The sequence below is a fragment of the Synechococcus sp. H55.7 genome, from assembly GCF_047462395.1.
GTDB lineage: Bacteria > Cyanobacteriota > Cyanobacteriia > Thermostichales > Thermostichaceae > Thermostichus.
The window spans coordinates 1-25,405 of record NZ_JANSJD010000002.1; the positions used below are offsets into that span (position 1 = coordinate 1).

Genomic DNA, 25,405 nt, shown 5'->3' on the forward strand with positions numbered 1-25,405 from the left:
GCTAGGCTTTGGCATGATTTGCTCCCTAGAAATTGTGAAGCAATACATCCAGAATCAGTCAGAGGGTGCTATCCATCCCCACTGTATAGACGGTGGGGAATTCCGCACCTTACGTTAAAGGCATACGATCCGATTGCCCAGCTATTGGCGATCACCGGCAGCCTGGTAGTTATAGCCATCTCAAATGGTAATAAAACATTTCTCTGCGTCGTCATTACTACGCAATGCTGTCGCGAACGCGCCGCTCTAACTCCCCTCTCCCTCTGGGAGAGGGGCTGGGGGTGAGGGCCAGCGGCAAAGTGTCTTCGTCTTGTTTGAAACGACTATATGCCCCTTGGCTAGACGGCTGCCTCAAAGGGATCCGCGCTGCGCTGAAGCTGGGTGGATAATTTGGGAATCACCTGCAGCTTGAACTGTTGCTCGAAGGCCTTTTTCTTCTCGTTCAAGCTCCACAGCTCCAGGGCACAGTCGTCGTTGGGATGCCTGGGATCCAAAATCAGCTCCATCTGGCGGGGGCCTTCTCCCAGAAGCTGAAAGCGGCAGTGGAGCCCTTGGATGGCCTGCAGGCGGCGGCGATCCAGAGCACAGGCCATGCGCAACAAGGGGCTAAGTTCCAACACCACTTGGCGATCCCGCTCGTCGCTGAGGCGCTGGAAGTTCTCGTGCTTCTTCTTGGGGGGCGACTTGCGGTGGTAGCGGGCCAGGTTGGCGATCACCTCCACCTCTTCTTCGTTAAAGCCCAACAGCTCCCCGTGGCGGATCAGATAGTAGGAGTGCTTGTGGTGGGCGGCATGGCTGATGAAATGGCCGCAGTTGTGCAGCATGGCGGCCGCCCAGAGAAGAGCCCGCTCCCGGGATCCCCAGGAGTGCAGGATGCCGCGGGTTTGATCGAAAAGGCTGAGGGCAAACTCCGCCACCCGCTCGGCATAGGGGATCTCCACCTGATATTTTTCCGCCAACTTGAGGACGCTGCGCCGCCGCACCGAGCTGTGGTAGCGCAGCCGATCTTCAATGAGCCCCTGGCCGATCATCCAATCTACGATCAGCCCTTCCCGCAGCGCCCGCTCGCAAAACTGGATCCGCTCCACCCCCAGCAGGCTCATCACCTCCTCCAAGATGACCGCCCCGGCCAGGATGATCTCCCCGCGTCTTTCTCCCAGACCGGGCAGCTTTTGCCGCTCGGCTACCGTGAGAGAGCGCAGCTCTTTGACATAGCCCCGCAGGGCTTCCAGGCTGAACTCATACCCCTGCAGGCGAGTGGGGGGAGCACCCAACCGGCGGCGGGCATCCAACTGGGCCAGGCACTCGATGGTGCCGGAGGTGCCCACCAAGGTCAGGGATCCCGGCTGTTGGGAAGCAGCAACGATGCGCCTCATCTGCTCGATGGGAGCTTCCAGCATGCCGCGGATGTGTTGTCGCAGGGCCTGCAGCTCGGCAGGGGTGGGTGGGTCGTGGCGCAAAAACGCTTGGGTCAGGCGCACCGCTCCCACCTTGATGCTGCGCAGGAACTCCGGCTCTTGGCCGTTGCCCAGAATCAGCTCGGTGGAGCCGCCACCGATATCCACCACCGCGTGCAGCCGGTTGTGGAACTCCATGGCCGAGAGCACGCCCAGGTAGATGCGGCGGGCTTCCTCCTGGCCTGAGATCAGCTCTATCCGCAGGCCCAGCTCCCGCTCGATCCGCTTCAAAAACTCCGGCCCATTGGGGGCTTCGCGCACGGCACTGGTGGCCACCGCAACAATATCTTGCACCTGAAAGCTTTCGGCAAGGCGGCAAAACCGCTCCAGAGCCACCCGCGCCCGTTCCATGGCGGCAGGCGTCAGGGCGCCCGTTTGGCTGCAAAACTCTCCCAGGCGGACGGTGGCTTTTTCGCGGGAGATGATGGTGAAGCTGGGGATGTGGGGGTTGATGCGCACCACCACCATGTGCAGGGAGTTGCTGCCCACATCGATGGCGGCGATAACCGGAGCAACTCCAGATTCAGAAGAGGAGACCGGTTTCGCTTCAGAGGCGGCGGCAGAGCGTTCGGCAAGGTTGGCGAGCGAAGAGACCATGAATCGAAGGGGTTGCCACACTTCTAGAATACTGTGTGCTTTCCCCCCTTTTTCCTGGCCGGGTTGTGGGTTGAGGTTCGAGGGGGCAATTCCCCCTGCCTGGGATCCCGTCTGCCCTGGGCTCAGCCTAAGATAGGGACACGGATAGTCGTTTTTTTGTCGTTAAGCGGGTTCCGATGTCTCAACCAGCCGCGTCGCCTCAGCAGGCCAACAGCCCTCTCAAGCTGCTGCGTACCCACGAATCTCCCAAGCTGGAGCGCATCCGCCACACCACTTCCCACGTTTTGGCGATGGCGGTGCAAAAGCTGTTTCCCAAGGCCCAGGTCACCATCGGCCCGACGACCGACTACGGCTTCTACTACGACTTTGACCATCCCCAGCCCTTCACCCCGGAAGATCTGGAGCGCATCAAAAAAGAGATGCAGGCGATCATCAAGAAAGGATTGCCGGTGATCCGCGAGGAGGTGAGCCGGGAAGAAGCCAGGCGCCGCATTGAAGCCCTCGGCGAGCCTTACAAGTTGGAGATCCTGGACAGCATCCCCGAAGGCGAGCCGATCACCATTTATCATCTGGGGGACGAGTGGTGGGATCTCTGTGCCGGCCCCCACGTGGAAAACACTAAGGAGATCAACCCCAAAGCTTTTGACCTGCTCAGCGTGGCCGGCGCCTATTGGCGCGGGGATGAGACCAAGCCCCAGCTTCAACGCATCTACGGCACCGCCTGGGAGACGCCAGAGGAGCTGAAGGAATACAAGCGGCGGCTGGAAGAGGCCAAACGGCGGGATCACCGCAAGCTGGGCAAGGAGCTGGGCCTTTTCATCTTTTCCGACGAGGTGGGGCCGGGCCTGCCCCTTTGGACCCCCAAAGGAACTACCCTGCGCTGGGTGCTGGAGGATTTTCTCAAGCAGGAGCAGCTCAAGCGGGGCTATCTGCCGGTGGTGACGCCCCACATCGCCCGCGTGGATCTGTTCAAGATCTCCGGCCACTGGCAAAAGTATCGAGAAGACATGTTCCCTATGATGGCGGAGAATGAGCAGGCGCGGGCGGCAGAGCAGGGCTTTGTCATGAAGCCGATGAACTGCCCTTTTCACATCCAAATCTATAAATCGGAGCTGCGCTCCTACCGCGATTTGCCGCTGCGCTATGCCGAATTCGGCACCGTCTATCGCTACGAACAATCGGGGGAATTGGGAGGCTTGACCCGCGTTCGCGGCTTCACAGTGGACGACGCCCATTTGTTTGTCCGCACCGATCAGTTGGAAGAAGAGTTTCTCAAGGTTGTCGATCTCATTCTGGTTGTTTTCGAGAAGCTCAGACTCAAGGATTTTCGCGCCCGCCTCAGTTTCCGCGATCCCAAGTCCGATAAATATCTGGGATCCCCGGAAGAGTGGGACATGGCCGAAAATGCCATTCGGCGAGCGGTGGAGAAGCTATCAATGCCGCATTTTGAAGGGATTGGGGAGGCGGCTTTCTACGGGCCAAAGCTGGACTTTATTTTCCGCGACGCGCTGGATCGGGAGTGGCAGTTGGGCACGGTGCAGGTGGATTATCAAAACCCGCAGCGCTTTGATTTGTACTATGTAGCCGAAGACGGATCCCGGCAGCGGCCGGTGATGATCCACCGCGCTCCCTTTGGCTCGCTGGAGCGGCTCATTGGGATCCTCATCGAGGAATATGCCGGGGATTTTCCTTTCTGGCTGGCACCGGAACAGGTGCGCATTTTGCCCGTTTCCGACCAATACCTGGGCTATGCCACCCAGGTGCGGGATCACCTGCGGGAACAGGGGATCCGCGTCCACATCGATGCCGACAGCGACCGCCTGCCCAAAAAGATCCGCAACGCCGAGAAGGCCAGGATCCCCTTCATGCTCATTGTGGGAGAACAAGAACAGGCAACCGGCACAGTGAGCGTGCGCCAGCGCCACGGCCAAGACCTGGGATCCCTGACGGTGGCGGAGTTCCTGGCCCAGGCGCGAGCGCTGGACTAGCGGCGGTTAGGCTACCTGTTCCAGCAGCAGCTTCTCGTTTGAATCTGGTTGAAATGTCCATAGTCGTTTCAAACAAGGTTAAGACTCTTCGCTGCCGTCCCAAGCGCTCCGCGCCGCTGACGCGTTCGCCTTTGCCGGCAGGGGGTGTTGGTACCCCCGACCCCTCTCCCGCAAGGGGAGAGGGGAGCTAGAGATCAACCAGCAAGCTGTTTCATAACCGTTTGCAATGACTATAGTTACTTTGAACCGAGGTGAAACAGCCTGTCGATCTAAGCCGTTCTCCTGCCCATACGATTGTAGACAACAGCACTATCAACTGTAGCCCTTACTACAGTATTGCTTCCTTCATCGGAGATACACTTTTAGGCATCTGCAGCCTGACTCCAGAGCGACGGCTCAAGGATAGATCCGATGCCCAAAACGCTGTTTAAAGTTGACCTGACCAAGCCGATGGATCAACAGGATCTGCCAGGTCACAACCGCTGGCATCCTGACATCCCTGCGGTGGTTTCTGTGAACCCCGGCGAAGTCTTCCGAATTGAGTGTAAAGACTGGACGGATGGACAAATTAAGAACAACGATGATCCTTCCGACATTGAGCAGGTTGACCTAAGTGTTGTTCATGTTTTAAGTGGGCCTATTTGGGTTAACGGCGCCCAGCCTGGAGATATCCTGATCGTCGATCTGCTGGACATTGGGCCACTGCCGGGAGACGAGTGGGGGTTTACAGGTATTTTTGCCAAAGAAAATGGCGGAGGATTCCTCACCGATCATTTTCCCAATGCGGCCAAGGCCATCTGGGATTTTCAGGGTATTTACACCACTTCCAGACACATTCCTCATGTGCGCTTTGCCGGCATTATCCACCCTGGCCTCATCGGCTGCGCTCCATCCCACAAGTTGCTGGCAACTTGGAACAAGCGGGAGGCTGAGCTGGTTGCTTCGGCTCCTGATTTGCGCACTTACGGCGCGGGCCTATCTGGTAATCAGCCTGTGCTGGCCGCCTTGCCCAATCCCAAGAACGCGATTTTGGGAACCCTGCCCAAGTCAGAGTATGAGCGGGTTGCTGCCGAAGCGGCCCGGACGGTGCCCCCACGGGAGCACGGCGGTAACTGCGATATCAAAAACTTGTCTAAGGGAACACGGATCTACTTTCCGGTTTACGTGGAGGGTGCCAAGCTGTCGATGGGAGATATTCACTTCTCACAAGGGGACGGAGAGATCTCTTTTTGTGGCGCCATTGAAATGTCAGGCTATATCGATCTCCATGTTGATCTAATTAAGGGTGGCGTTGAGAAGTACGGATTGGTTAATCCCATCTTTAAGCCTGGCCCTGTAGAGCCGCGTTACTCAGAATATCTTGTCTTTGAGGGCATTTCTGTGGACGAGTTTACAGGTAAGCAACATTATATGGATGTTCACATTGCTTACCGACGTGCCTGCTTAAATGCCATCGAATATCTGAAAAAGTTTGGCTTTACGGGAGAACAAGCTTATCTCCTGCTCAGTTCTGCACCCGTGGAGGGCAGGGTGAGCGGGATCGTCGATATTCCTAATGCTTGCTGTACGGTGGCCGTTCCTACACAAATCTTCGAGATAGATATCCTACCCAGGTAAATCCTTAGCTGTTCTTAGATGTTTCGAGCCATCTTGATATCTTTCTCAAGTGTTGGAGTAAGAAGATGCCCCTGTATGAGTTTAAGTGTCAAAGCTGTGGTGAGTTTGAGTTATGGCGACCTCTGTCTCAATACCGGGATCCAGCGTACTGCCCCACTTGTAAGCAAGAGGGTAAGCGTCTTATTTCGGTTCCCATGATTCAACTTTCTAGTTCCTTGCCAGCTCCAAAGGGTGAAAGAGAACCTAAGTTGATCAGGCGGGAACAGCACTCAAACTCTGACTCAAACTCCCGAAGGTATCGACTCCAATCTTGTGGGCGACCCTGGATGTTGCATCATTAGTCGTTTGTGGGCTGGTCAGACCAGATGAAGGAGCCCTGCAGACAATAGCAGCTATCAGGAGCCACAGCCCCGCTCTATTCGGCTGGGAAGCAACATGATGAATCAGCGCTTTATTTCATTTATTGGTGATTCGTAAGGGCCGCCTTGTGGGCGAACTCGCGCCCAAAGAGGCCACTGAAGAGCGTCTGGAACTGCTGATGGGAGATACCCAGGATTTTTCAGCAGCTCAGGAAAAGTTGGGGGTAGTTTGAGAAGACCCTGTTGCCCGCTCTTGGGCCAAAGCTGCCCGCCGCTGCTCCAAGTCTTGCGGGGAGATGCGCCCGTAGGTGACGCTCAGCTCCGCCAGCCGCTGGGCCAGCTCCGGCCGCAGCATCTCCTCGCGGTAGCGCCAGGCCCAGTTGTTCTCGGCCCTGCCGGGGAAGTTCATGCGCGCCTCTGCCCCCAGGCCCATCACATCTTGCAGGGGAATGATGGCCAGGTCGGCCACGGAAGCCAGGGCCAGGCGAATCAGATCCCAGTGGATGCCGTCAGATCCCTGGCAGCCCAGGTAGCGCAACAGATTTTGTTTTTCCCACTCCGGGCGTTCTGGGTCATGAAACCAGCCCACCACGGTGTTGTTGTCGTGGGTGCCGGTATAGACGACGAAGTTGCGCTCATAGCTATGGGGCAAATAGGGGTTATCGGGCCCCGAGCCAAAGGCAAAGAGCAGCACTTTCATGCCGGGCAAGCCAAATTGATCCCGCAGTTGCAACACTTCCGGTGTGATGTCCCCCAGGTCTTCGGCAATCACCGGAATTTCCCCCAGCCGGTCGGCCAACGCCTGAAAGAAGTCGGCCCCCGGCCCTTTCTGCCACTCGCCTTCTACTGCTGTTTCCGCCTCGCCAGGGATGGCCCAGTAGCTCTCGAAGCCGCGGAAGTGGTCGATGCGGACGCAATCCACCTGCTTGAGAATGGCCTGGATGCGCCGGATCCACCAGTCGTAGCCGCGAGCCTTGAGCACCTCCCAGTTGTAGAGAGGGTTACCCCAGCGCTGCCCAGTGGGGCTGAAATAGTCGGGGGGCACGCCGGCTACCTGCAGGGGCCGTCCCTGCTCATCCAGGTGAAACAGCTCGCGGTTGGCCCACACATCGGCACTGTTGGGGGCGACATAGATGGGCAAGTCGCCGATCAGCCGCACCTGATGCCGATGGGCATACTCCCGCAGGGATCCCCACTGTTGGGCAAATAGGTATTGCCAAAACATCTGTTGGGTAATGGCATCGGCATGGCGGTCGCGGGCCTCTTGCAAGGCCAGGGGATCCCGTTGTGCCAGGGCCGGATCCCATTGGGTCCACTCCTGGTCACCATACACCTCTTTGAGGGCCATGAATAGAGCGTAGTCCGGCAGCCAGTCGGCCTCGGCAGCACAGTAGGCTTGAAAGGCTTCCCAGTCGGCGGCGGTGGCCTTGTCTTTGAAAGTGGCCCAGGCGCGGCGCAGCAGGCCCAGCTTGAAGGGGATCACGGCTTCGTAGTCCACCTGCTCGGCATTCCCCGCCTGGATGGCCGGCCATTGGAGCAGATCCTGCCAGCCGCTGGGTTCCAGCCAACCGGCTTTGACCAGCAGCTCTGGGCTAATCAGCAGCGGGTTGCCGGCAATGGCAGAAAAGCTCATGTAGGGGGAGTTGCCCCAGCCGGTGGGCCCCAGAGGCAGCACCTGCCAGAGGCGCTGGCCGCTCTCCACCAGAAAATCCACAAACCGGTAAGCAGCCGGCCCCAGATCGCCAATGCCAAAGGATCCCGGTAGCGAGGTGGGGTGCAAGAGGATCCCGCTGAGTCTGCCCATGCGCATGGCTAAGCCTTTTTGCCCTGAGTGGTTTCACCGCCTATCGTGTCACTTTTGCAGCCCGATGGACAGCTCCAGAGGAGACAAAGTCCCAACCAAGTTGCAAAGGTGCCGGGATCCCGTCAGGCCATCTCAGGTGCAGGGCAGGCTTGGGCATACCAGTTGTAGAGGCCATCGCCGGTGGTGAGCCAAGTGTGGGGACGGGATTGGATGTGCTGCAGCGCTTTTTTCAAGGATCCCATGCGCAGAGGCTGCCCGACGATGAAGGGGTGCAGGCCAATGGCCATGATGCGGGGGGAGCGTTCCCCATCCTGCCAGAGGCGGTCGAACTGGTCGATGAGCGCTTGGGCAAAGGTTTCTGCCGGCAGGCGGGCGCTGAGACAGAGGCTGATGTCATTGGCCTCTAGCGTATAGGGGATCCCCAAGAGGGGGCCGGCGGCAGTCGGGAACCAATAGGGTTGATCGTCGTTCACCCAGTCGGTGGTGTAGCGGATCCCGGCAGCCTTGAGCAAGTCAAAGGTGTTCTCGCTAACGGAAAACCCCGGCGTCAGCCAGCCCCAAGGCCGGGAGCCCGAAACCTGCTCCAACAGGGACAAGCTGCGCTCGATCAGCTCTTGTTCGGCTGCGCGGGCCAGGCCGCTGTGGCCAGTGGAGTTGTTCCAGCCATGGGCCAGCACCGACCAGCCGTAGTGGCGGATCCCTTCGATGATGGGGGGGTAAAGCTCTACCATTTCCGCGTTCAGGGCGGCAGTTACCGGGATCCCCAGCTCGGCAAACAGCTCAAACAAGCGCCAAATGCCCACCCGATTGCCGTAGTCCCGCCAGCCGTAGTTGGCGATCTCAGGAGAGCTGGTGAGATGGGGTTGAATGGCCGTGCCCAGCCTGCCGAAGGTGAAGTGCTCGATGTTCATGACCACGTAGACGGCCACCCGCGCCTGATCCGGCAGGCTCGGCAACTTGCGGCTGGGCAGAGCTGAGTAGGCAGGCGGCAGCATCCCCCTCTCTCCAGACACTCCATACCACCTTAGCGGGCCAGCCGGCCTTTCGATTCCCCGGCAAAGGACAAAGCCCGCACCTCTTCCAGGGTAAACAGGCGACGAAACGGGATCCCCATCTCGCGGCAGCGGTCTTCTGCCCCTTCCAGCCGATCCACCAGCGCCAGGATCCCTTCCGCCTGATAACCTGCTGCCCGCACCCGCTCGACAGCCTTCAAGGCCGAGCCGCCGGTGGTCACCACATCTTCCAAGATCCACACCCGGCTGCCCGCCGGCAACTCCGGCCCCTCAATCCAGGCCTGGGTGCCGTGACCTTTGGGCTCTTTGCGCACGATCAGGGCAGGTAGGTTGGCAGGCTCAGCGTGCAGAGAAGCCAGGCTCACCGCCGTCACCAGCGGATCCGCCCCCAGCGTCATCCCGGCCACAGCTTCGGTTTCGGGAGGCAACAGCCGATGGAGCAGGGATCCCACCAGGTAGGCACCCTGGGGATGAAGGGTGACCGGCTTGCAGTTGATGTAGTAGGGGCTCTGTTGCCCAGACGTGAGAGTAAAAGATCCCTCCCGGTAAGCCAGTTGAGCAAGGAGATACAAGAGTTTCTCCCGCGCTTCCTCTGAAGAAAGGGTCAGGGGAGAGCAATCGAGAAGCAGCACAGCAGGGATCCCCTCAGACAACCACCTGAGCCATCAGTTGCTCGACCAGCAGAAGCAGTGTGTTGGCAACAGAAGCCGGCTCTTGGGCATTCAACGTGGCGTAGGGAATTGAGCCATCTTGAGGGTTCAAAAGCAACAAAATATCTTCTGGATCCCAGGCATTGGGGTGATCGACATGGGTGATCCCGATAACCGAGGGGACATTTGACCTCGCCTTCATAAAAGCTTGGATGGCCTGGGCATTGCGAAACTGTCCGGGCAAGTGGGCGGGCACCAAAAGGATGTACCCATGGGCGCGCTTGATCAAAATATCCCACATAAAGCTAAAACGGGCCTGGCCGGGGGTGCCGTAGAGATGCAGCCACATCTCTTCTTCCTCTTCGCCAATTCTCAGGCGGCCAAAGTCCATGCTGACTGTTGTGCTCTTCTTAAGTTCTGCCACCTCATCGGTGGCCTTGCAATCCGTATCGACCACTTCGATCTCGCTAATGGTGCGGATAAAAGTGGACTTTCCAGCCCCCACCGGCCCGGTTACAACAATGCGGAGAATATTGTCCATAGTTAGCCTCAGTCGTAAGCCCCCAGCGCAGACCCGCCTGTACAAGCTTAATGAATATTTAAGAGGAAGCTAAGCTGGTAGCGATCAGGCGTTTAAACAAAGCCTCGCTCATGCCCGTTTCTTGCTGAACAGCGTTATAGGCCACCTCAAGATAGGCTTGCTCAATAAAGGAAAGGTCGATCATACAAACTTTGCTTAGACTCATCCGCAGCTGCTCGGGCTTGCCCTCTTTGACCAGCCGGCGGCTCACCTCCTGCACAACCGTAGCCATAGCCGGCACCACGTGTTGAGGGCCGATGCCAACCCGCACATGAACTAGGCCGATTTTCCAGCGGCGCTCGGCATACTGGGGGCCCCAGTTATCCATGCCTGTGAACATTTCCTTAAACCAGTCGGCAAAAGTCTGGCCCAGCCGCTGCCGGTTATGCTTGGCAATGACAGCCGCCATCTCGGCATCGCGATCCAAATAGCCGTAAAAGGCATCCGACATTTCTGCGGCGATGCTGCTGCCCCAGTCGGCACTCTGCTGCAAAATCCTCTTATCTTCATCTGTAAATTGGGTGCGCGACATCAGGACTTGCAGCAGCTCCAGAGGTTTGATAGCCATAGTTCCCTCAAAATCAAGTCAAAATCAAACTTAGCTTCCCCACTTAGCCTCTCTACTTCATGGCTTCCGCAATGCTTGCTGCCACACGCTTCATCTCCAAAAACAGCAAGCCCTGCTTTACCTCAGCGCTGGCAATCGTCAGCAAGACAGCATCGGGGCCGCAACTGGCTAAAACTCCGTATCCTTTTTCTCCCTGCACAAAGATTCTCTCTATGGTCCCACGACCCAACTCTTTCCCAATCCGCTCCCCCAAAGAAAGCATGGCAGCAGACATGGCCGAGGTTCTTTCCTCGTCCATGCCTATGGGCAATGTGGATGCCAAGGGTAGTCCATCAGGAGTGACCACAGCCGCTCCTTGAATTTCTGGCGTGCTGGAAACGTAGTTCTGGAGAATTGCCTGCAAAGAGGATAAATTAGCCATCCTTTCTCTCCCCGCTTTCAAGTCTTTTTATCATCTTCCCGCCCACTTTACGGTTACTGATGATCCTGCCCGCTGCAGAAGATACTGCCACAAAACCCTCTCACTTATCACGGACTCCCTTCAGTAAAGTAGCCAGTCGCGCAACCAGTGAGGGCTTGACCCGGTCGCCTCCTTCCTGGAAAGACTTAGTGCCCAGCTTTTCTTTCGCAGCTTCCAATTCCAAACTGTCTGCCACCGCTGCCGACTTATCTGAGAAAACCAGAGGCGAAGAGGGAACAATGGCCGTTGGTCTGTCACAGGGGCTGATGAGCCCCAGCTTGGCCAGGCGGGCGCAGGCATAGCGAACTTCCAGAAGATCTGCACCCAACAGCCGGGCCAAGTCAGTCAGCCGGCGCGAAGGCGAAACCTGCTCCAGGATCCCCCACTCCAAGGCAGAGAGCTTGTACAAGGGCAGCTCAGTGCTGGTGCGCCAGAAATAGCTGTCCGGCTGCGGCAGGTTCTCCTCAGGAAGCTGATCGAGCTTAAGCTGCTGTAGCCCTTCTAGAACCACAGCACTGGCCCCCTTGCTCAGGCCAGTCATCTCCCGATAAGGCATAGGTGAGTTAGGTAGGAAGCTGAAGTGGCCCGCTTCCAGAGCAAACAAGCTGTAGAGACCCACCTGCAGTTGGTGGCGGAAGAGCTTGGCCAAAGCTGCCGGTGAGATCAACCCTTGCCGCTGCAAACACCGCCCCAGCGGCTCTTCCAGTCCACAGAAAGAAGCCAGCTTTTCCACCACCCGCTCGCTGACCAGGCCGGAACGGGCCAACAAACTCTCCAAGCGATGCTCCTCTTCGGGGGGCAGAGCCGCAATCACCCGACCTTGATAAAACCAGATTTTGTAGATGCCGTTTGGGGCCCAGATGGAAAGTTGCCCTGTCTTGCTGCCCCTTTCGATCAGTTGCAACAGATCGGGCAAAGAAAATTCCTGGAGGTCTCCAACGATGGCCATAGCAATTCTTTAGCCTCCCTTAAGTTGAGTATTGGCGCTTTCAGGGATCCTCAAAGACACCACCATTCTCATTCGCTGATTCCCTGTCAACAACCGTGTAGCAACGGCAAAGCCATCTTCGCTCAAGTACTCAACCTGGCAGCAATTTTACTGACGAACGATTTCATTGAAGAGATAGGGTCTAGGCATTGAGCTGCGTAGGATTTTGGCATCAATTCCTATCACTATTGTGTCGCTCTGATCTAGATCCGTTACAACCATTCAGCTCATCTTTACCTAAATTAACTTCGTAAAGCCAGCGTGGGGAAATAGCATAAGATTTTACCCTACCGGCTTATTTTTCGCGAATGGTTTTGAGGAGGGTGGAGAGGCGGCTGACCAAAGAAGGCTTAACCAGCTCCTTCTCTTCCCGAGGGTTGGGGAGAAGCTTAGAAGCCGCCGCGAGCGCAGGCTGGGGTGAAGCCGCCGAGCTGTCGCAGGGGCTGAGCAACCCCAACTTGGCCAAGCGGGCACAGGCATAGCGCACTTCCAAGAGATCTGCCTTCAGGGATTGGGCCAACTCAACCAGGTTGCGAGTGGGGGAAATCTGCTCTAGGATTGCCCACTCCAGCGGCGAGAGTTTGTACAAGGGCAGCTCGGTGCTGGTGCGCCAGAAGTAGCTGTCCGGCTGGGGCAGGTTTTCTTCCGGGCGCTGCTCCAACCGAAGTTGCTGCAGCGCTTCCAGAACCACGGCGCTGGCCCCTTTGCTTAGGCCGGTCATCTCGCGGTAGGGCAGGGGCACGTTGGGCAAAAAGCTAAACTGGCCAGCTTCTAGAGCAAAGAGGCTGTAGAGCCCCACTTGCAGTTGATGGCGGAAGAGCTTGGCCAGAGCTGCTGGCGAGATCAACCCTTGCCGCTGCAGGCAAAGGCCTAGAGGCTCCTGCAAGCTGCAGAGGAAGGCCAACTCCGCCACCACCTGCTCGCTGACCAGGTTTAAGCGCACCAGCAAGCGCTCCAACCGGTGCTCTTCTTGGGGAGACAAGGCCGCCACCACTCGCCCCTGATACAGCCAAACTCGATAAATGCCAGTAGGTGCCCAAACCGACAGTTGGCCCGTTTTTTTTCCTTTCTCCATCAAATGCAACAGGTCGGCTAGGGAAAATTCCTGAAGATCTCCGAGCATTGCCATGTTTCCGCGCTCCCTCCACCTATTGGATCCCGCCTTTTCAGTATTTTCTCGGTTTTTCCCTTGCTAAGCAAGTTACAAAAAAGGGCAACTCCGGGCAAGCTTAAGCTCGATTCTACACTTAGATGCTCAAAAGTTACAGCCAATTCATCTTTTCAATCAAACTTAACCAGAGTCCCCACTCTCTCGGCCTCAATGGAGCGGAAGTTGTGGCAAAAATCCAACAAAACTTCGGAAACAGCAACAGATAGCAGGTAGGCTATTTGTAGTTTTTAATACTTTTTAACTCTGACCATCAGAGGATCCACTGAATACAAAAGTTCGCTTGAGAAGGAGCGAATTGAGGACTACACTGAGGGAGCTAAAGGCCATGAGGCCGCCTGCTAGAGCGGGGCTGAGGCCGAGGCCGAATCCGGGCAGAAGCGCGCCGGCGGCCACCGGGATCCCGACCAGGTTGTAGGCGAAGGCCCAGAGGAGGTTTTGCTGGATTTTGCGGAAGGTGGCGCGGCTAAGGCGGATGGCTTCCACAACGTCCCAGAGGCGGTTGCGCATGAGGATGATATCGGCAGTCTCTAGGGCGGCAGCGGTAGCAGAGTGCAGGGCCATGCCCACATCGGCTTGGGCCAAGGCGGGAGCGTCGTTGATGCCATCGCCCACCATGGCAACTCTCTGGCCCTGGGCCTGCAGATCTCGGATAACCTGGGCTTTATCTGCCGGCTGCACCTCGGCAATGACGCGGATCCCTGGCACCTGTAGAGCCTGGGCCACCTGCTGGGCCACCTCGGCCCGATCCCCAGTCAGTAAGACCACCTGCAGGCCCATTTTCTGGAGCTGTTGCAGGGTTGCCGGGGCATCGGGCCGCAAGGGATCCTGCACCGCCAACAGCCCCACCAGAGATCTGTTCAGGGCCACGCCCACCACCGTTTTGCCGGCTTGCAGCAGCGCCTTGGCTTGGGTCTGCGCCTCAGGAGAAAGCGGGATCCCCAGGGCGGCAAGCCCCTCTAGGGAGGCCAAGAGGACCTCTTGCCCTTCCACCCGGGCCGAGGCCCCCACTCCCGGCTGGGTGTGAAACTCGTCGGCAGAAAGCAAGGGCAGTCCCTGCTCGCGGGCGGCCCCCAAAATGGCTTGGGCTAGAGGATGGCGGGTGCCGCTTTCTACTGTGGCCGCCAGTTGCAGCAGCCGAGCCGGATCCAGGGCAGGGTCGAGGGCAAGGCAATTCGTCAGGTGCGGATCCCCCTGGGTGAGGGTGCCGGTTTTGTCGAAGACGACTGTTTGCAGGCGGTGGGTTTTCTCCAGGATGTCGCCGCCGCGGATGAGCAGTCCCCGTTCCGCGCCCAGTCCGGTGCCCACCAAAATGGCTACGGGCGTGGCCAATCCCAGCGCGCAGGGGCAGGCCACCACCAGCACCGAGATGGCCAGCTTAAGGCTGAGGAGCAGAGGGGTAGGATGGGGGGGGTGATCCCCTAGGTGCAGAGAGGAGTGGAGACCAACCCCCATCAGGATCTCGCTTCCCCAGAGCGGGATCCCGATCCAGTACCAGAAGGCAAAGGTGAGAAGAGCCAGTGCCACCACGCCGTAGGTGAAGTAACCGGCCACCCGGTCGGCCAGGCTCTGGATGGGGGCCTTGCGGGCTTGGGCTTCTTCCACCAGGCGGATGATCTGGGCCAGGGTGGTGTCTTTGCCGGTGCGCGTAGCCCGACACAGCAGCAATCCCGATTGGTTGACCGTCCCGGCCACGACCGGATCCCCTGGCTGTTTGAGCACGGGTAGGGATTCGCCGGTGAGCATGCCCTCGTCCACCGTGGCCTGGCCGGCAATCACTTCTCCATCCACCGGGATCTGCTCCCCGGCCCGCACCTGCAGCCAATCCCCCACCTGCACTTGTTCGAGGGGGCACCACTCTCCCTCTGAGGTCAGGGATCCCGCAGTCTCTTGGGGTGGCACTCGGCGAGCCAAGTTGGGGCGCAGGCTCACCAAAGCTTGCAAGCTGCCGGCGGCCCGCAGACGGCTCTGCTGCTCCAGGGCCCGCCCCAGCAGGATGAAGCTAAGCAGCATCACCGGCTCGTCGAAAAAGCACTCCCAGCCCACCTGCGGGGCCAACAACCCCACCAAACTGGCCAGGTAGGCGGATCCGGATCCCAGGGCGACTAGGGTGTTCATGTTGGGGGCCAGCCGCCGCGCCGCCCGCCAGCCGTCCAGGACAAGGTTGCGGGCCGGGCCGACGAAGGTCAACGTCGCCAACCCCCAGTGCAGCCAGACGTCGTTGAGGACGGCCAAGCCCAGGCGGGCGAACAGATCCAGGTGGCCGGCAGCAGAGATGAGCAGTAAAAAAGCGGCGGTGAGGGCCTGGCGAATCTGGGCTTGGGTTTGCCGCCGCTGCCGCGCGATGGGATCAGCGGGCGCATCCAAGGCATGATCCCATCCATCTGGGGAAGGAGCTCGATCTTGGGGAGAATCGGCAGCGCAGGAGCTGGGAAACCCCGCCTCTGTCAAGATGCGGGCCAGATGCTCGGGGTCAGGGCGGCTGCCAGGGGCAAATTCCACAAGGGCCGATTCGGTAACTAGGTTAACGCTGGCTTTGACCACCCCCACCTGCTCGAGCAAGACTTGCTCGACGGCCCGAACACAGCCGGCACAGCTCATGCCGCCCACGTGGAGCAGCAGGGATCCCTCCTGAGGGAGCTCAGCCGGATCCCTTGGCCTGTCTGTCGCGTGGGTCATTGCATCTGTGGTGGCCATCTTCATCCTCACGTGGTTGACACCCTCCTAACTTGCCGCAACTGCGAGGAACTCCATAGCAGCTCTTGCGGGCAGCCCTTCTTCAAAGGAGCCTGTTCAAGGATGCTAGCAACCTCCGGGAGAGGGTGCGCAGACAGCCCCCGCCCTTGACCGTCCTTGGCAGCAGAGGGCAGGCTTTTCCCTCTGCTTTTGAGGAGAGAGACTCAGTAGAGTAATTCCAGCTAGATCAAAAACTTTGCCAGGAATTGCCCATGAAGTTCATTTTCCCTCTCTGCTTGGCTGGATCCCTATTGTCTGCCCAGGCACAGGGGATCACCCCTCTTTTCCCAGAAACTTCCCGAACTCCTATCCCGGTGGAGCCGCTGCCCCCCAGCCAGGATATTCCCACCCTGCCGATCGTGCCGGATCCCCAACCCCGACCAGCCCCCCCTGGATCCCGGAGACCGCTGCCCAGGGGCAGTTTTGAAGAGGTGAGCCGCTACTTCCGCGATCTCAACCGGGCCAAAAACCTGGCCCGCCAAGCGGCTGAAATTGCCAACGGGGGCTTGCAGCGCTACCGCGCCGAAGCTTCCATGCACGGGGCGGCCATCGACGCGCCGTTTGAAGAGTTTGCAGATGCCTGGATCTTCACCTTCCGCGGCGGCGAGCCCGGCTTTACTCGGCCCAGCATCGAAACCCAGGTGCGGGTGGATCGGCGCACCTTCCAGACCACCATCCTCTACAACGGCCCCATCCGTTCTCTGCGCTAATGGGATCCCCGCCATCCCTGGCATAATTCAGAAGAGGGCAAGGGATCCGGGGTATGACCAAGTTTGTCTTCGTCACCGGCGGAGTCGTCTCCAGCATCGGCAAAGGCATTGTGGCGGCCAGCCTGGGCCGTCTGCTCAAGTCCCGCAACTACACTGTGTCGATTTTAAAGCTGGATCCCTACATCAATGTGGATCCCGGCACCATGAGCCCCTACCAACACGGGGAAGTGTTCGTCACCGACGACGGCGCCGAGACGGATCTGGACTTGGGCCACTACGAGCGCTTCACCGACACCAACATGTCCAAGCTCAACAACGTCACCACCGGCGCCATTTACCAGGCGGTGATCTACAAGGAGCGGCGGGGCGACTACCAGGGCAGCACAGTGCAGGTGATCCCGCATGTTACGCAGGAGATCAAAGAGCGCATCCGGCGGGTGGCGCGCGAGACCAACGCCGATGTGGTGCTGGTGGAGGTGGGGGGCACGGTGGGGGACATCGAGTCGCTGCCCTTCTTGGAGGCTATCCGCCAATTTCGCAAAGATGTGGGCCGAGCCAATGTGGCCTACGTGCACGTGACCCTGGTGCCTCTCATCAGGGCGGCGGGGGAGATGAAAACCAAGCCCACCCAGCACTCGGTCAAGGAGCTGCGCTCGATCGGGATTCAGCCGGACGTGCTGGTGTGCCGCTGCGAGCAGCCCCTGCCCCGCGGCCTCAAGGAGAAGATCTCCGAGTTTTGCGACGTGCCGGTGGAATGTGTCATCCAGGCCCAGGATGCCCCCAGCATCTACGATGTGCCTTTGGTGCTGGAGCAGGAAGGGTTGGCGCAGCGGGTTTTGCAGATCCTCACCCTGGATCCGCAGCAGCCGGATCTGCGCGAGTGGGAGCTCTTGGTGCAGCGGCTGCACCACCCTCAAGAGCGGGTAGAAATTGCCATTGTCGGCAAATACGTGCGCCTCACCGATGCCTACCTCTCAGTGGCGGAAGCCCTGCGCCATGCAGGCCTGGCCCTCAATGCCGGCGTTACCTTGCGCTGGATCTCTTCTGAAGAAGTTGAGGAGCGGGGGCCAGAAGCCCTGCTGGCCGGTGTGGACGGCGTGGTGGTGCCGGGGGGGTTTGGCAGCCGGGGCATCGAGGGCAAGGTGGCCACCATCCGCCATGTGCGCGAGCGGGGCATCCCCTTCCTAGGGCTGTGCCTGGGCATGCAGTGTGCGGTGATCGACTGGGGATGCCACATTGCCCATCTGGAGCGGGCCAACAGCTACGAGTTCGATCCCGACACCCCCCACCCCGTCATCAGCCTGCTGCCGGAGCAGAAAGATGTAGAGGATCTGGGCGGAACCCTGCGCCTGGGCCTCTATCCCTGCCGCATTTTGCCCAACACCCTGGCGGCCAAGCTCTACGGCGAGGCCATCATCTACGAGCGCCACCGCCATCGCTACGAGTTCAACAACGCCTACCGCAGCCTATTGCTGGATTCCGGCTACGTCATCAGCGGCGTCTCGCCCGATAACCGCCTGGTGGAAATCATCGAGCTGCCCAGCCACCCTTTCTTCATTGCCACCCAGTTCCATCCCGAGTTTCGCTCCCGCCCCAACCGCCCCCATCCCCTCTTTTTGGGATTGATCCAAGCTGCCCTGCACAACCGTTCCCGGCCTCAAGCCTTGCAGTTGCAGAACACAGGGCAGTTATCTGGTTAAGTTATCCAAGGGTTGTTGTTTCCAGCGCGCCATGCCCCGCCACCGGAAGAAGTCGGATTTGCCGAGCAAAATCTGTCTCACCTGCGGCAGGCCCTTCACCTGGCGCAAGAAGTGGGCCGACTGTTGGCCGGAGGTGAAATACTGTTCTGAGCGGTGTCGCAACCATCGCTCCAAGGGATCCCGATCCTCCTAGACGTCTGGGGCAGATAATGGGGTCGTCAAAGGGGGGTGGCATGCGGTTTCTCAAGTGGCTCTTGCACAATCCTCACGAAACGGAAGAGGAGGATCCCTTTCTGCGGGCCATTACCCGCCTAGAAAGTCTGATCTCGAAGCTGCTTTCCATCTTGATGATCGGGCTGATTGGGGTGGCCGTGGTGGATTTGGCCCGCTTCCTGGTGGCCGATCTGCTGCAGGAGCCGACTGGCTTTTTCTCCACCACTTTGATCGAGATCTTCGGCCTTTTTTTGAATATCCTGATCGCGCTGGAGATTCTGGAGAACATTACCGCCTACTTGCAAAAGCAGGTGGTGCAGGTAGAGCTGGTGATTGTGACTTCTTTGATCGCGGTGGCGCGCAAGATCATTATTTTCGATTTTGAGAAGCTGGGGGGCCTGGATCTCATTGGGCTGGCAGCAGCGACGCTAGCTCTCTCCGTCAGCTACTGGCTGGTGCGACGAGCCAAGCCTTGATCCCTGTCGAGCGAAGGGCGGGCCTGGACAAATCCTGATAGGATAGGGGCGGAGCTTTCTGGCAAGAGAGATGCGCGTGCCCTCAGGGGTTGCCCACCTGTTGAAGCTAGCTGTGCTGGCGGTGCTGCTTTGGGTGGGATCTGGCTTTCTTCCCGCTCTGGCCCGCCCGCATTCTTCTTACGATTTGCTCCTGGCACAACAGTTGGGCAAAACCGTGAAAACCTACAACAGTCCCCCGCCAATGGTGATCGACCCGGCCAAGTCCTATACAGCCACGCTGGAGACCACCGCCGGCACGATGGTTTTGGAGCTGTTCCCACAGGAAGCTCCCCTTGCCGTCAACAACTTTGTCTTCTTGGCCCGAGATCATTTCTACGACGGCGTCATCTTTCACCGGGTCATTCGGGGCTTCATGATTCAGGGCGGGGATCCCACTGGCACGGGGCGAGGCGGGCCAGGCTACCGCTTTCCCGATGAGCCGGTGCAGCGCTCCTACACGCGAGGAACCTTGGCCATGGCCAACGCCGGCCCCAACACCAATGGCAGCCAGTTCTTCATCATGCATGCCGACTACCCGCTGCCGCCCAACTACACGATCTTCGGCCAACTGATCGAGGGGGAGGACGTGTTGGATAAAATTGCCACGGCGCCCACAGGCCCTCAGGATCGCCCGCTGAATCCGGTCGCGATCAAGTCTGTTCGCATCTCGGAATCGAACTAGGTTGGGCCAATCCGGCGAAACAGTTTGGTTAAATTAACTTGGCCTCTGGCCCCATTTTTGCAACTTGCTCTATGGGGGACTCAGTTATGGAGTTCGCTAGGCCCCGGCGAATGTCCCCCCGCATTCTAGTTCTGGATTTTGATGGTGTGCTCTGCGACGGACGGTCGGAGTACTTTGCTTCTTCCTGTCGAGTTTGTAGTCAGGTGTGGGGTTTAGCCCCTGCCCAGTTGGAGCCATTGCGCCCTGCCTTCGACCGCCTGCGACCCCTAATCGAGATTGGCTGGGAGATGCCTCTGCTGCTGTGGGGGCTACAGCAAGGGATCCCCGAAGAGGACTTGCGCCAAGACTGGCCGGGCTGGCGTCAGCAGTTGTTGCAGCAGGGGGGGGTTTCCGAGCGGGCTTTGGCCCAAGCCCTGGATAAGGTGCGGGATCGCTGGATCGAAGAAGATCTGCAGGGCTGGCTGGGGCTGCACCGCTTTTATCCAGGGGTGACGGCCTGGATGCGCCAGATCCAGGCTGCCGGAGAGCCGCGCCTGGCCATTCTCAGCACCAAAGAGGGGCGGTTTATCCAGCAGCTTTTGCTCCGCGAAGGGATCCAACTGCCGCGCCACCGTATTCTGGGCAAGGAGGTGCAGGCCCCCAAGGCCACCACCTTACAGCGGCTGCTAGCAGCGACCCAGGTAGCGCCTGAGGAACTCTGGTTTGTCGAGGATCGCCTGCAGACGCTGCGCCAGGTGCAGAGCGTACTGGAACTGGAGCAGGTGCTCTTGTTTTTAGCCGAGTGGGGCTACAACCTGCCGGAGGAGCGGGAAGCGGCCGCTCGGGATCCCCGTCTCCATTTGCTCAGCCTAGAACAGTTTTGCCAGCCCTTTGAGCAGTGGTTGGCCCTGCCTGTTCCTTCCCCTCGCCTTGCTGTCAGCCCGGCCAGCCCGGAAGACTTCACCCCTACCCGGAAACGCCCGGAAGCCGGTTTGGCCTCGCTGGTGCTGACCTTGGTGGAGCTGCTGCGGCAGTTGATGGAGGCCCAAGTGGTACGCCAGATGGAAGCCAATCGCCTCTCTGCAGAGCAAATTGAGCGGGCCGGCAGCAGCCTGCAAGCCCTGCGAGAGCAAATTCGGCAACTCTGCGCCCTGCTGGAGATCGACCCAGCGGATCTCAACCTGGACTTGGGAGATCTGGGCTCTCTCTTGCCCCGCCAGGGGGACTACTACCCCGGCCAGCCCCACGGCGAGGGATCCCTGCTGGAACTCCTGGATCGGCTGATTAACACCGGGATTGTTATCGACGGCGAGATCGACCTGGGCTTGGCGGACTTGGATCTCATCCACGCCCGCCTAAAACTGGTGCTCACCTCTAGTGCCAAGCTCTAGCGGGGCTGTGATCAAGAGTGGCCTGAGCATTGAGAGTCTTGATTGAGATGATTGGGAGAAGCCATGCCTGAAGCGAGAAGAGAACCCAGAAATCGCGGTATGCTGGCTTTGAATCCCGTTAATCTCTCTTCATAGTCTTCTCCTATGGATGTCTTCGCCCCAACCGGAAACCTGCATGCCGACGCCATTTGGCCAGAGGTGGTGGTCACCCTCACGCTGTTGATTGTCTTGGTGGTGGATCTGGTGGGTGGGTCGGCGGCGCGCAAAAGTCTGCCGGCCCTCTCCCTCTTCGGCTTGATCGGAGCCTTGGTGACCTTGGTGTTGCAATGGCAGCAGCCCCAGTTGGAGAGCTTCTTGGGCAGCTTTGCCGCGGATCCAATTAGCATTCTCTTCCGCGGCCTGGTGGTGGCAACGGCAGCTCTGACGGTGATGATGGCGGAGCGCTACATCGCCCAGGCAGGGACACCCACCGGCGAGTTTTATGTGCTGCTGCTCACGGCCACCTTGGGGGGCATGTTCCTCGCCGGGGCGACGGATTTAATCATGGTGTTCGTCTCCTTGGAAACGCTGGGCATCGCCAGCTACCTGATGGCTGGCTACACCAAGCGGGATCCGCGTTCTTCCGAGGCAGCCCTGAAGTACCTTTTGACGGGGGCCAGCAGCACGGCCATCTTCCTCTACGGCATGTCGCTGCTCTACGGCCTGTCGGGGGGGCAGACCCAATTGGCGGCCATCGCGCCCTACCTGGCCAATGCCGGCCTGGTGGGGATCCTTGCCTTGGTGTTCTGCCTGGGCGGCATTGGCTTTAAGCTGGCGGCGGTGCCTTTTCACCAGTGGACTCCTGATGTTTATGAGGGATCCCCGACGCCGGTGGTGGCCTTTTTGTCGGTGGGATCCAAAGCGGCAGGTTTTGCCCTGGCCATTCGCTTTCTGGCCACTGCGTTCCCGGCCATGACGGAAGAGTGGCGGGCGGTGCTCTCGGTGCTGGCCATTTTGACCATGGTGCTGGGGAACGTGGTGGCCATCGCCCAAACCCGCCTCAAGCGCCTGCTGGCCTATTCTTCCATTGGGCAGGCGGGTTTTGTCTTGATTGGGTTGGTGGCGGGCACCGAAGCGGGCTATGCCAGCTTGATTTTTTACCTGATGGTCTATTTGGCCATGAACCTGGGAGCCTTTCTCTGCGTCACCCTGTTCAGCCTCAAGACCGGCACCGACGAAATCAACGAGTACAGCGGCCTCTATCAGAAGGATCCCTTCCTCACCCTTTGCCTGAGCATTTGTCTGCTCTCTCTGGGCGGGTTGCCGCCGCTGGCGGGCTTTTTCGGCAAGCTCTATCTTTTCTGGGCCGGCTGGCAGGCAGGGGCTTACACGCTGGTGCTGGTGGGCTTGGTGACCAGCGTCATCTCCATCTACTACTACGTGCGGGTAGTGAAAACCATGGTGGTGAAAGAGCCGCAGGAGATGTCGCTTTCGGTGCAAAACTACCCTGAGACGAACTGGCAGGCCGAAGGCATGCCGGCTTTGCGGGTGGGCATGGTGCTGACGCTGGTGGCCACGATCTTTGCCGGGATCCTCTCCAATCCGCTCTTTACTCTCTCCACCCAGGCGGTGGAGCAAAGCCCGTTTTTGGGGTTCCCGACAGCCCAGGCTTTTGCTCCAGAGGCGACCAGCCCTTCTCTGACAGTTGCGGGACGAGTCCTAGACCTTTCTTGAGCACTCTGCAAGGCAGGGATCCCTCACCCCCAACCCCTCTCCCGAAGGGAGAGGGGAGTTTACTTGGACAATTGACCCGATGTTGTTGAGCCGGTTTCTGGGCTATCTCAATTCCTGGGATCCCTGACCAGCAGCCGTCCACAATCCAAGAGAATTTCAAATACCCTCTAGGCTGACATTGAGAAAGCGGGCAATCTCGGCTGCTTGGTTTTCGATCTCCGTCAGGGAAGGGGGCTGGCCAACGCCGGTGAGGGGGATGTCGCCGCGTCCTTTTACCCGCAAGTAGATAACCCGGCGGGGGTTGAGGCCTTCTCGCAGCTCGACCCGCAGGCTTTGCACCTCGGCAAAGTCGTATTCCAGCCGCACCTCGCGGTTTTTGCCCGGAAAGCCCTGCCGCACCAGCGTTATCTTCTGGGTGCGGCGGTTGAACTCGTTGTAGCCGCCCCCCAGGTTCCAGTACAGGCTCAGCCATTGATACAGCCCCGCCAGGGATCCGAGCACACCGTAAAAGAGCATGGCAATGCCCTGGGGAATGAACACCAGGCTGGCGGGATCGGAAAAGGGAAGCAAGTTGCGGTGGAAATAGCTGGAAAGACCGGCCAGGGTAAAGCCCAGCCCACCCCCTGTCAGCGCCACCGCCCAAAAGTAGACGCTGGGCCGCCGCGACCCAATCACGGTGTAGCGCAGCAGCTCTTCAGAGCGAATTTCGGGAACAGTCGCAGACACAGACGGGATCCCTGTCGATTTTCCAAAGTTGGCTTCTCCCATTTTATTTAATTGCAAACTAGAGCGAGACACTTCCCAAGCGCTCCGCGCCGCTCGACCCTCACCCCAAGCCCCTCTCCCAAGGGGAGAGGGGAGTTGGGGATAGTAGCGCGTTCGCGACAGCGTTGCGTAGCAATAACGACGTAGAGAGCGGCAACAGATCCTTTCCCGCCTTCTACAACAAGAGTCGCGGGGATCCTGGCTCCCCCTTGAGCGGTTGGATCTTTGCAATGAGCGCCAGCGCTTTAGACCTCTCTGCTCCCGCAGCTTGGGATCCCTCTAATTCAGGGTTGAGGCTGGCGCGGCGTAACGATTTCCCCTGCCCCTGGAGCAACTGCTGGGATCCTGAGTGGTGGGGATGGCTCAGGGTTGCTAGCAGCGCCGGGAGAAGGTTCGCCCTCAGGGGTGGGAGCGGGGGAAGGGGTCGGGTCTGGTTCGGCAGCAGGGGGAGAAGGCTCAAGATCGAGGGGCTTGGCTGCGGGAGTTGCGGTTGGCAAGGCAGCTTCTTGAGCCGTCCGCTCTCCAAAGGCCGACAGGGCAATTGCCGCTTCCCCGCGGCTGACGGGCTCAAAGGGGTTAAAGGTGCGGATGGGGCCGAAGGTGCGCAACACGGTGGAAGCATTCTCCAGGCCGCGATCCGCCACCAGGGGGGCAACCGCCTCCTCAGGGATCTGCGCCGCATCGGTAAAGCCCCAACGCTCCTCCAGCTCTAATCGGGATCCCTTGATTTGGCCGGGAGGCAAATCCAGAGGTGCCTTCATGCGGATCAGCTCTGCCCGCGACAGCAGGCTGTTGGGGCGAAACTCGCGGTTGGTATCGCCGCTAACGATGCCGGCAGCTCCCAGGGCCTGGATGTAGCGAAAGTTGGGATCCTCCTCCGGCACATCCAAAAAGAGGGGGCGCTCGCTGGCGGATCCCAAACGGATTTGGCGGCTGGGCTGGTCGGCGTGAATGGCGTTGTTGGCCAGCACCAACCAGCGGGCAAATTCGCCGCGACGAACGCTGCGCTGCGGCTGAAACTCACTGCCAACAACATCGGCAAAGACCCCCAGCCGATCCAAATCAGAGACAGCACGGGCCACCAGGGATCCGGGCTCCAGATCCGCAAAGCGGCTGCTGACCTGGCTGGGCGGAGGCGTGAAGGAAGCAGGGGGAGTCGCAGGAGCAGAGGGGACAGAGGTAGAGGAGGAGCGGGATCCCGGCAGAGGCGTGGGCGTCTCCGGTTGGTCTCCAGAGGGGAAGGTAGGCAGGCTCACCGGTCGCACCGCTCGTTGCAGCCGTTCTCCCCACTCGGTTCCCTGACAGGCCGACAACAGCCCCAGCAGCAGGACAAAACCAGCGGCCCTGAGCCAGGTGCCGGCTGGAGGCGGCGATCGCCTAGACTGCTTGAACCGATTGAGCTGATGCTGCAATGCTTTCTCCCCCTCTACTGAGCCCATTTGCGGCTGAACTCCTCCAGCACATCCAGTAAGTTCAGCAGGCTTTGCATGGGCAGCAGATCCGCCAGGGGCAGCTCTTTGCGCCCGCCCCCCACTTTCACCGGGATCCCTTGCAGGATCTCTGTAACGGCATTCTCATCCACCTTGCCTGCCATCACCTGGGGGGCCAGTTGTTCTGCCAAGAGGGTGTGCAGGTGGGCATCCCGCAGGTAGAGGTGCCACCGGGCCACATCGATGTAAACTTCCTCGCCAATGGCAGCGGCCAATTGCTCGATCTCTGGGTTGCTGGGCACTTGGGCCATTGCTCAGCTCC

At 59.4% G+C, this 25,405-nt stretch carries 23 protein-coding genes; 10 read left to right on the top strand and 13 right to left on the bottom strand.

The window, feature by feature from the left end; all coding sequences use genetic code 11:
- Positions 1 to 338: 338 nt before the first annotated feature.
- Entirely contained in the window at positions 339 to 2,054 is a 1,716-nt protein-coding gene (locus NW851_RS00925) for an HD domain-containing protein (protein ID WP_414336061.1), read from the bottom strand.
- Between the two features lie 176 nt (positions 2,055 to 2,230).
- Here NW851_RS00925 and thrS point away from each other — a divergent pair, with 176 nt between their 5' ends.
- From thrS to NW851_RS00940, 3 genes are all read left to right on the top strand, one after another.
- The gene (gene thrS, locus NW851_RS00930; RefSeq protein WP_414336613.1) at positions 2,231 to 4,042 is read left to right on the top strand and encodes a threonine--tRNA ligase; all 1,812 of its coding nucleotides are present in this window, start codon (positions 2,231 to 2,233) and stop codon (positions 4,040 to 4,042) included.
- Between the two features lie 411 nt (positions 4,043 to 4,453).
- The gene (gene fmdA / locus NW851_RS00935) at positions 4,454 to 5,659 is read left to right on the top strand and encodes a formamidase (protein ID WP_414334726.1); all 1,206 of its coding nucleotides are present in this window, start codon (positions 4,454 to 4,456) and stop codon (positions 5,657 to 5,659) included.
- Between the two features lie 65 nt (positions 5,660 to 5,724).
- On the top strand, positions 5,725 to 6,000 hold the full coding sequence (locus NW851_RS00940; protein ID WP_414334727.1) for an FmdB family zinc ribbon protein: 276 nt from the start codon (positions 5,725 to 5,727) through the stop codon (positions 5,998 to 6,000).
- A 226-nt stretch (positions 6,001 to 6,226) separates the two neighbouring features.
- Here the strand turns inward: NW851_RS00940 and malQ are convergent, their stop codons facing one another.
- From malQ to NW851_RS00985, 9 genes are all read right to left on the bottom strand, one after another.
- Positions 6,227 to 7,828 carry a 4-alpha-glucanotransferase gene (malQ, locus tag NW851_RS00945; protein WP_414336616.1) on the bottom strand — a complete coding sequence of 534 codons (1,602 nt, stop codon included), beginning with the start codon at positions 7,826 to 7,828 and terminating at the stop codon, positions 6,227 to 6,229.
- A gap of 116 nt (positions 7,829 to 7,944) precedes the next feature.
- The gene (locus tag NW851_RS00950) at positions 7,945 to 8,817 is read right to left on the bottom strand and encodes a polysaccharide deacetylase family protein (RefSeq protein ID WP_414334729.1); all 873 of its coding nucleotides are present in this window, start codon (positions 8,815 to 8,817) and stop codon (positions 7,945 to 7,947) included.
- Between the two features lie 29 nt (positions 8,818 to 8,846).
- Positions 8,847 to 9,467, bottom strand: a complete 621-nt coding sequence (gene pyrE / locus NW851_RS00955; protein ID WP_414334730.1) for an orotate phosphoribosyltransferase — start codon at positions 9,465 to 9,467, stop codon at positions 8,847 to 8,849.
- Positions 9,468 to 9,480: 13 nt separating this feature from the next.
- Positions 9,481 to 10,026: a GTP-binding protein gene (locus NW851_RS00960; protein WP_414336619.1), complete on the bottom strand. Its 546-nt coding sequence runs from the start codon at positions 10,024 to 10,026 to the stop codon at positions 9,481 to 9,483.
- A gap of 58 nt (positions 10,027 to 10,084) precedes the next feature.
- Positions 10,085 to 10,633, bottom strand: coding sequence for a protoglobin domain-containing protein (locus tag NW851_RS00965; RefSeq protein ID WP_414334732.1), 549 nt, complete (start codon positions 10,631 to 10,633; stop codon positions 10,085 to 10,087).
- A gap of 52 nt (positions 10,634 to 10,685) precedes the next feature.
- Positions 10,686 to 11,054: a roadblock/LC7 domain-containing protein gene (locus tag NW851_RS00970; RefSeq protein WP_414334733.1), complete on the bottom strand. Its 369-nt coding sequence runs from the start codon at positions 11,052 to 11,054 to the stop codon at positions 10,686 to 10,688.
- A 100-nt stretch (positions 11,055 to 11,154) separates the two neighbouring features.
- Positions 11,155 to 12,042, bottom strand: a complete 888-nt coding sequence (locus NW851_RS00975) for a DUF4388 domain-containing protein (RefSeq protein ID WP_414334734.1) — start codon at positions 12,040 to 12,042, stop codon at positions 11,155 to 11,157.
- Positions 12,043 to 12,376: 334 nt separating this feature from the next.
- Entirely contained in the window at positions 12,377 to 13,210 is an 834-nt protein-coding gene (locus tag NW851_RS00980; RefSeq protein WP_414336622.1) for a DUF4388 domain-containing protein, read from the bottom strand.
- Between the two features lie 279 nt (positions 13,211 to 13,489).
- A complete protein-coding gene (locus NW851_RS00985; protein WP_414336624.1) occupies positions 13,490 to 15,946 on the bottom strand; it encodes a heavy metal translocating P-type ATPase in 2,457 nt (818 codons plus the stop codon).
- 251 nt (positions 15,947 to 16,197) lie between these two features.
- On the opposite strand from NW851_RS00985, the gene NW851_RS00990 reads away from it, so the two are divergent.
- The 7 genes from NW851_RS00990 (at position 16,198) to NW851_RS01020 (ending at position 22,888) form a co-directional block, all read left to right on the top strand.
- Positions 16,198 to 16,695 carry a hypothetical protein gene (locus tag NW851_RS00990; protein ID WP_414336626.1) on the top strand — a complete coding sequence of 166 codons (498 nt, stop codon included), beginning with the start codon at positions 16,198 to 16,200 and terminating at the stop codon, positions 16,693 to 16,695.
- 53 nt (positions 16,696 to 16,748) lie between these two features.
- Positions 16,749 to 18,395 (top strand): CTP synthase, encoded by a 1,647-nt coding sequence (locus tag NW851_RS00995; protein ID WP_414336628.1) that lies wholly within the window; start codon positions 16,749 to 16,751, stop codon positions 18,393 to 18,395.
- Between the two features lie 31 nt (positions 18,396 to 18,426).
- Positions 18,427 to 18,588, top strand: a complete 162-nt coding sequence (locus tag NW851_RS01000; protein WP_414334739.1) for a DUF2256 domain-containing protein — start codon at positions 18,427 to 18,429, stop codon at positions 18,586 to 18,588.
- Between the two features lie 40 nt (positions 18,589 to 18,628).
- Positions 18,629 to 19,084, top strand: a complete 456-nt coding sequence (locus NW851_RS01005; protein WP_414334740.1) for a phosphate-starvation-inducible PsiE family protein — start codon at positions 18,629 to 18,631, stop codon at positions 19,082 to 19,084.
- Positions 19,085 to 19,325: 241 nt separating this feature from the next.
- On the top strand, positions 19,326 to 19,805 hold the full coding sequence (locus tag NW851_RS01010; RefSeq protein ID WP_414334743.1) for a peptidylprolyl isomerase: 480 nt from the start codon (positions 19,326 to 19,328) through the stop codon (positions 19,803 to 19,805).
- A gap of 110 nt (positions 19,806 to 19,915) precedes the next feature.
- Positions 19,916 to 21,175 (top strand): gas vesicle protein GvpJ, encoded by a 1,260-nt coding sequence (gene gvpJ, locus NW851_RS01015; RefSeq protein WP_414336631.1) that lies wholly within the window; start codon positions 19,916 to 19,918, stop codon positions 21,173 to 21,175.
- Positions 21,176 to 21,319: 144 nt separating this feature from the next.
- Positions 21,320 to 22,888 (top strand): NAD(P)H-quinone oxidoreductase subunit N, encoded by a 1,569-nt coding sequence (locus NW851_RS01020; RefSeq protein WP_414336633.1) that lies wholly within the window; start codon positions 21,320 to 21,322, stop codon positions 22,886 to 22,888.
- Between the two features lie 156 nt (positions 22,889 to 23,044).
- On the opposite strand, the gene NW851_RS01025 is transcribed toward NW851_RS01020, so the two are convergent.
- From NW851_RS01025 to NW851_RS01035, 3 genes are all read right to left on the bottom strand, one after another.
- Entirely contained in the window at positions 23,045 to 23,614 is a 570-nt protein-coding gene (locus tag NW851_RS01025; protein ID WP_414336635.1) for a photosystem I assembly protein Ycf4, read from the bottom strand.
- 323 nt (positions 23,615 to 23,937) lie between these two features.
- Positions 23,938 to 25,092 carry an S-layer homology domain-containing protein gene (locus NW851_RS01030; protein ID WP_414336636.1) on the bottom strand — a complete coding sequence of 385 codons (1,155 nt, stop codon included), beginning with the start codon at positions 25,090 to 25,092 and terminating at the stop codon, positions 23,938 to 23,940.
- Positions 25,080 to 25,394: a DUF3181 family protein gene (locus NW851_RS01035; protein ID WP_414333375.1), complete on the bottom strand. Its 315-nt coding sequence runs from the start codon at positions 25,392 to 25,394 to the stop codon at positions 25,080 to 25,082. Before NW851_RS01035 ends, NW851_RS01030 begins: the two co-directional genes overlap by 13 nt.
- Positions 25,395 to 25,405 lie beyond the last annotated feature (11 nt).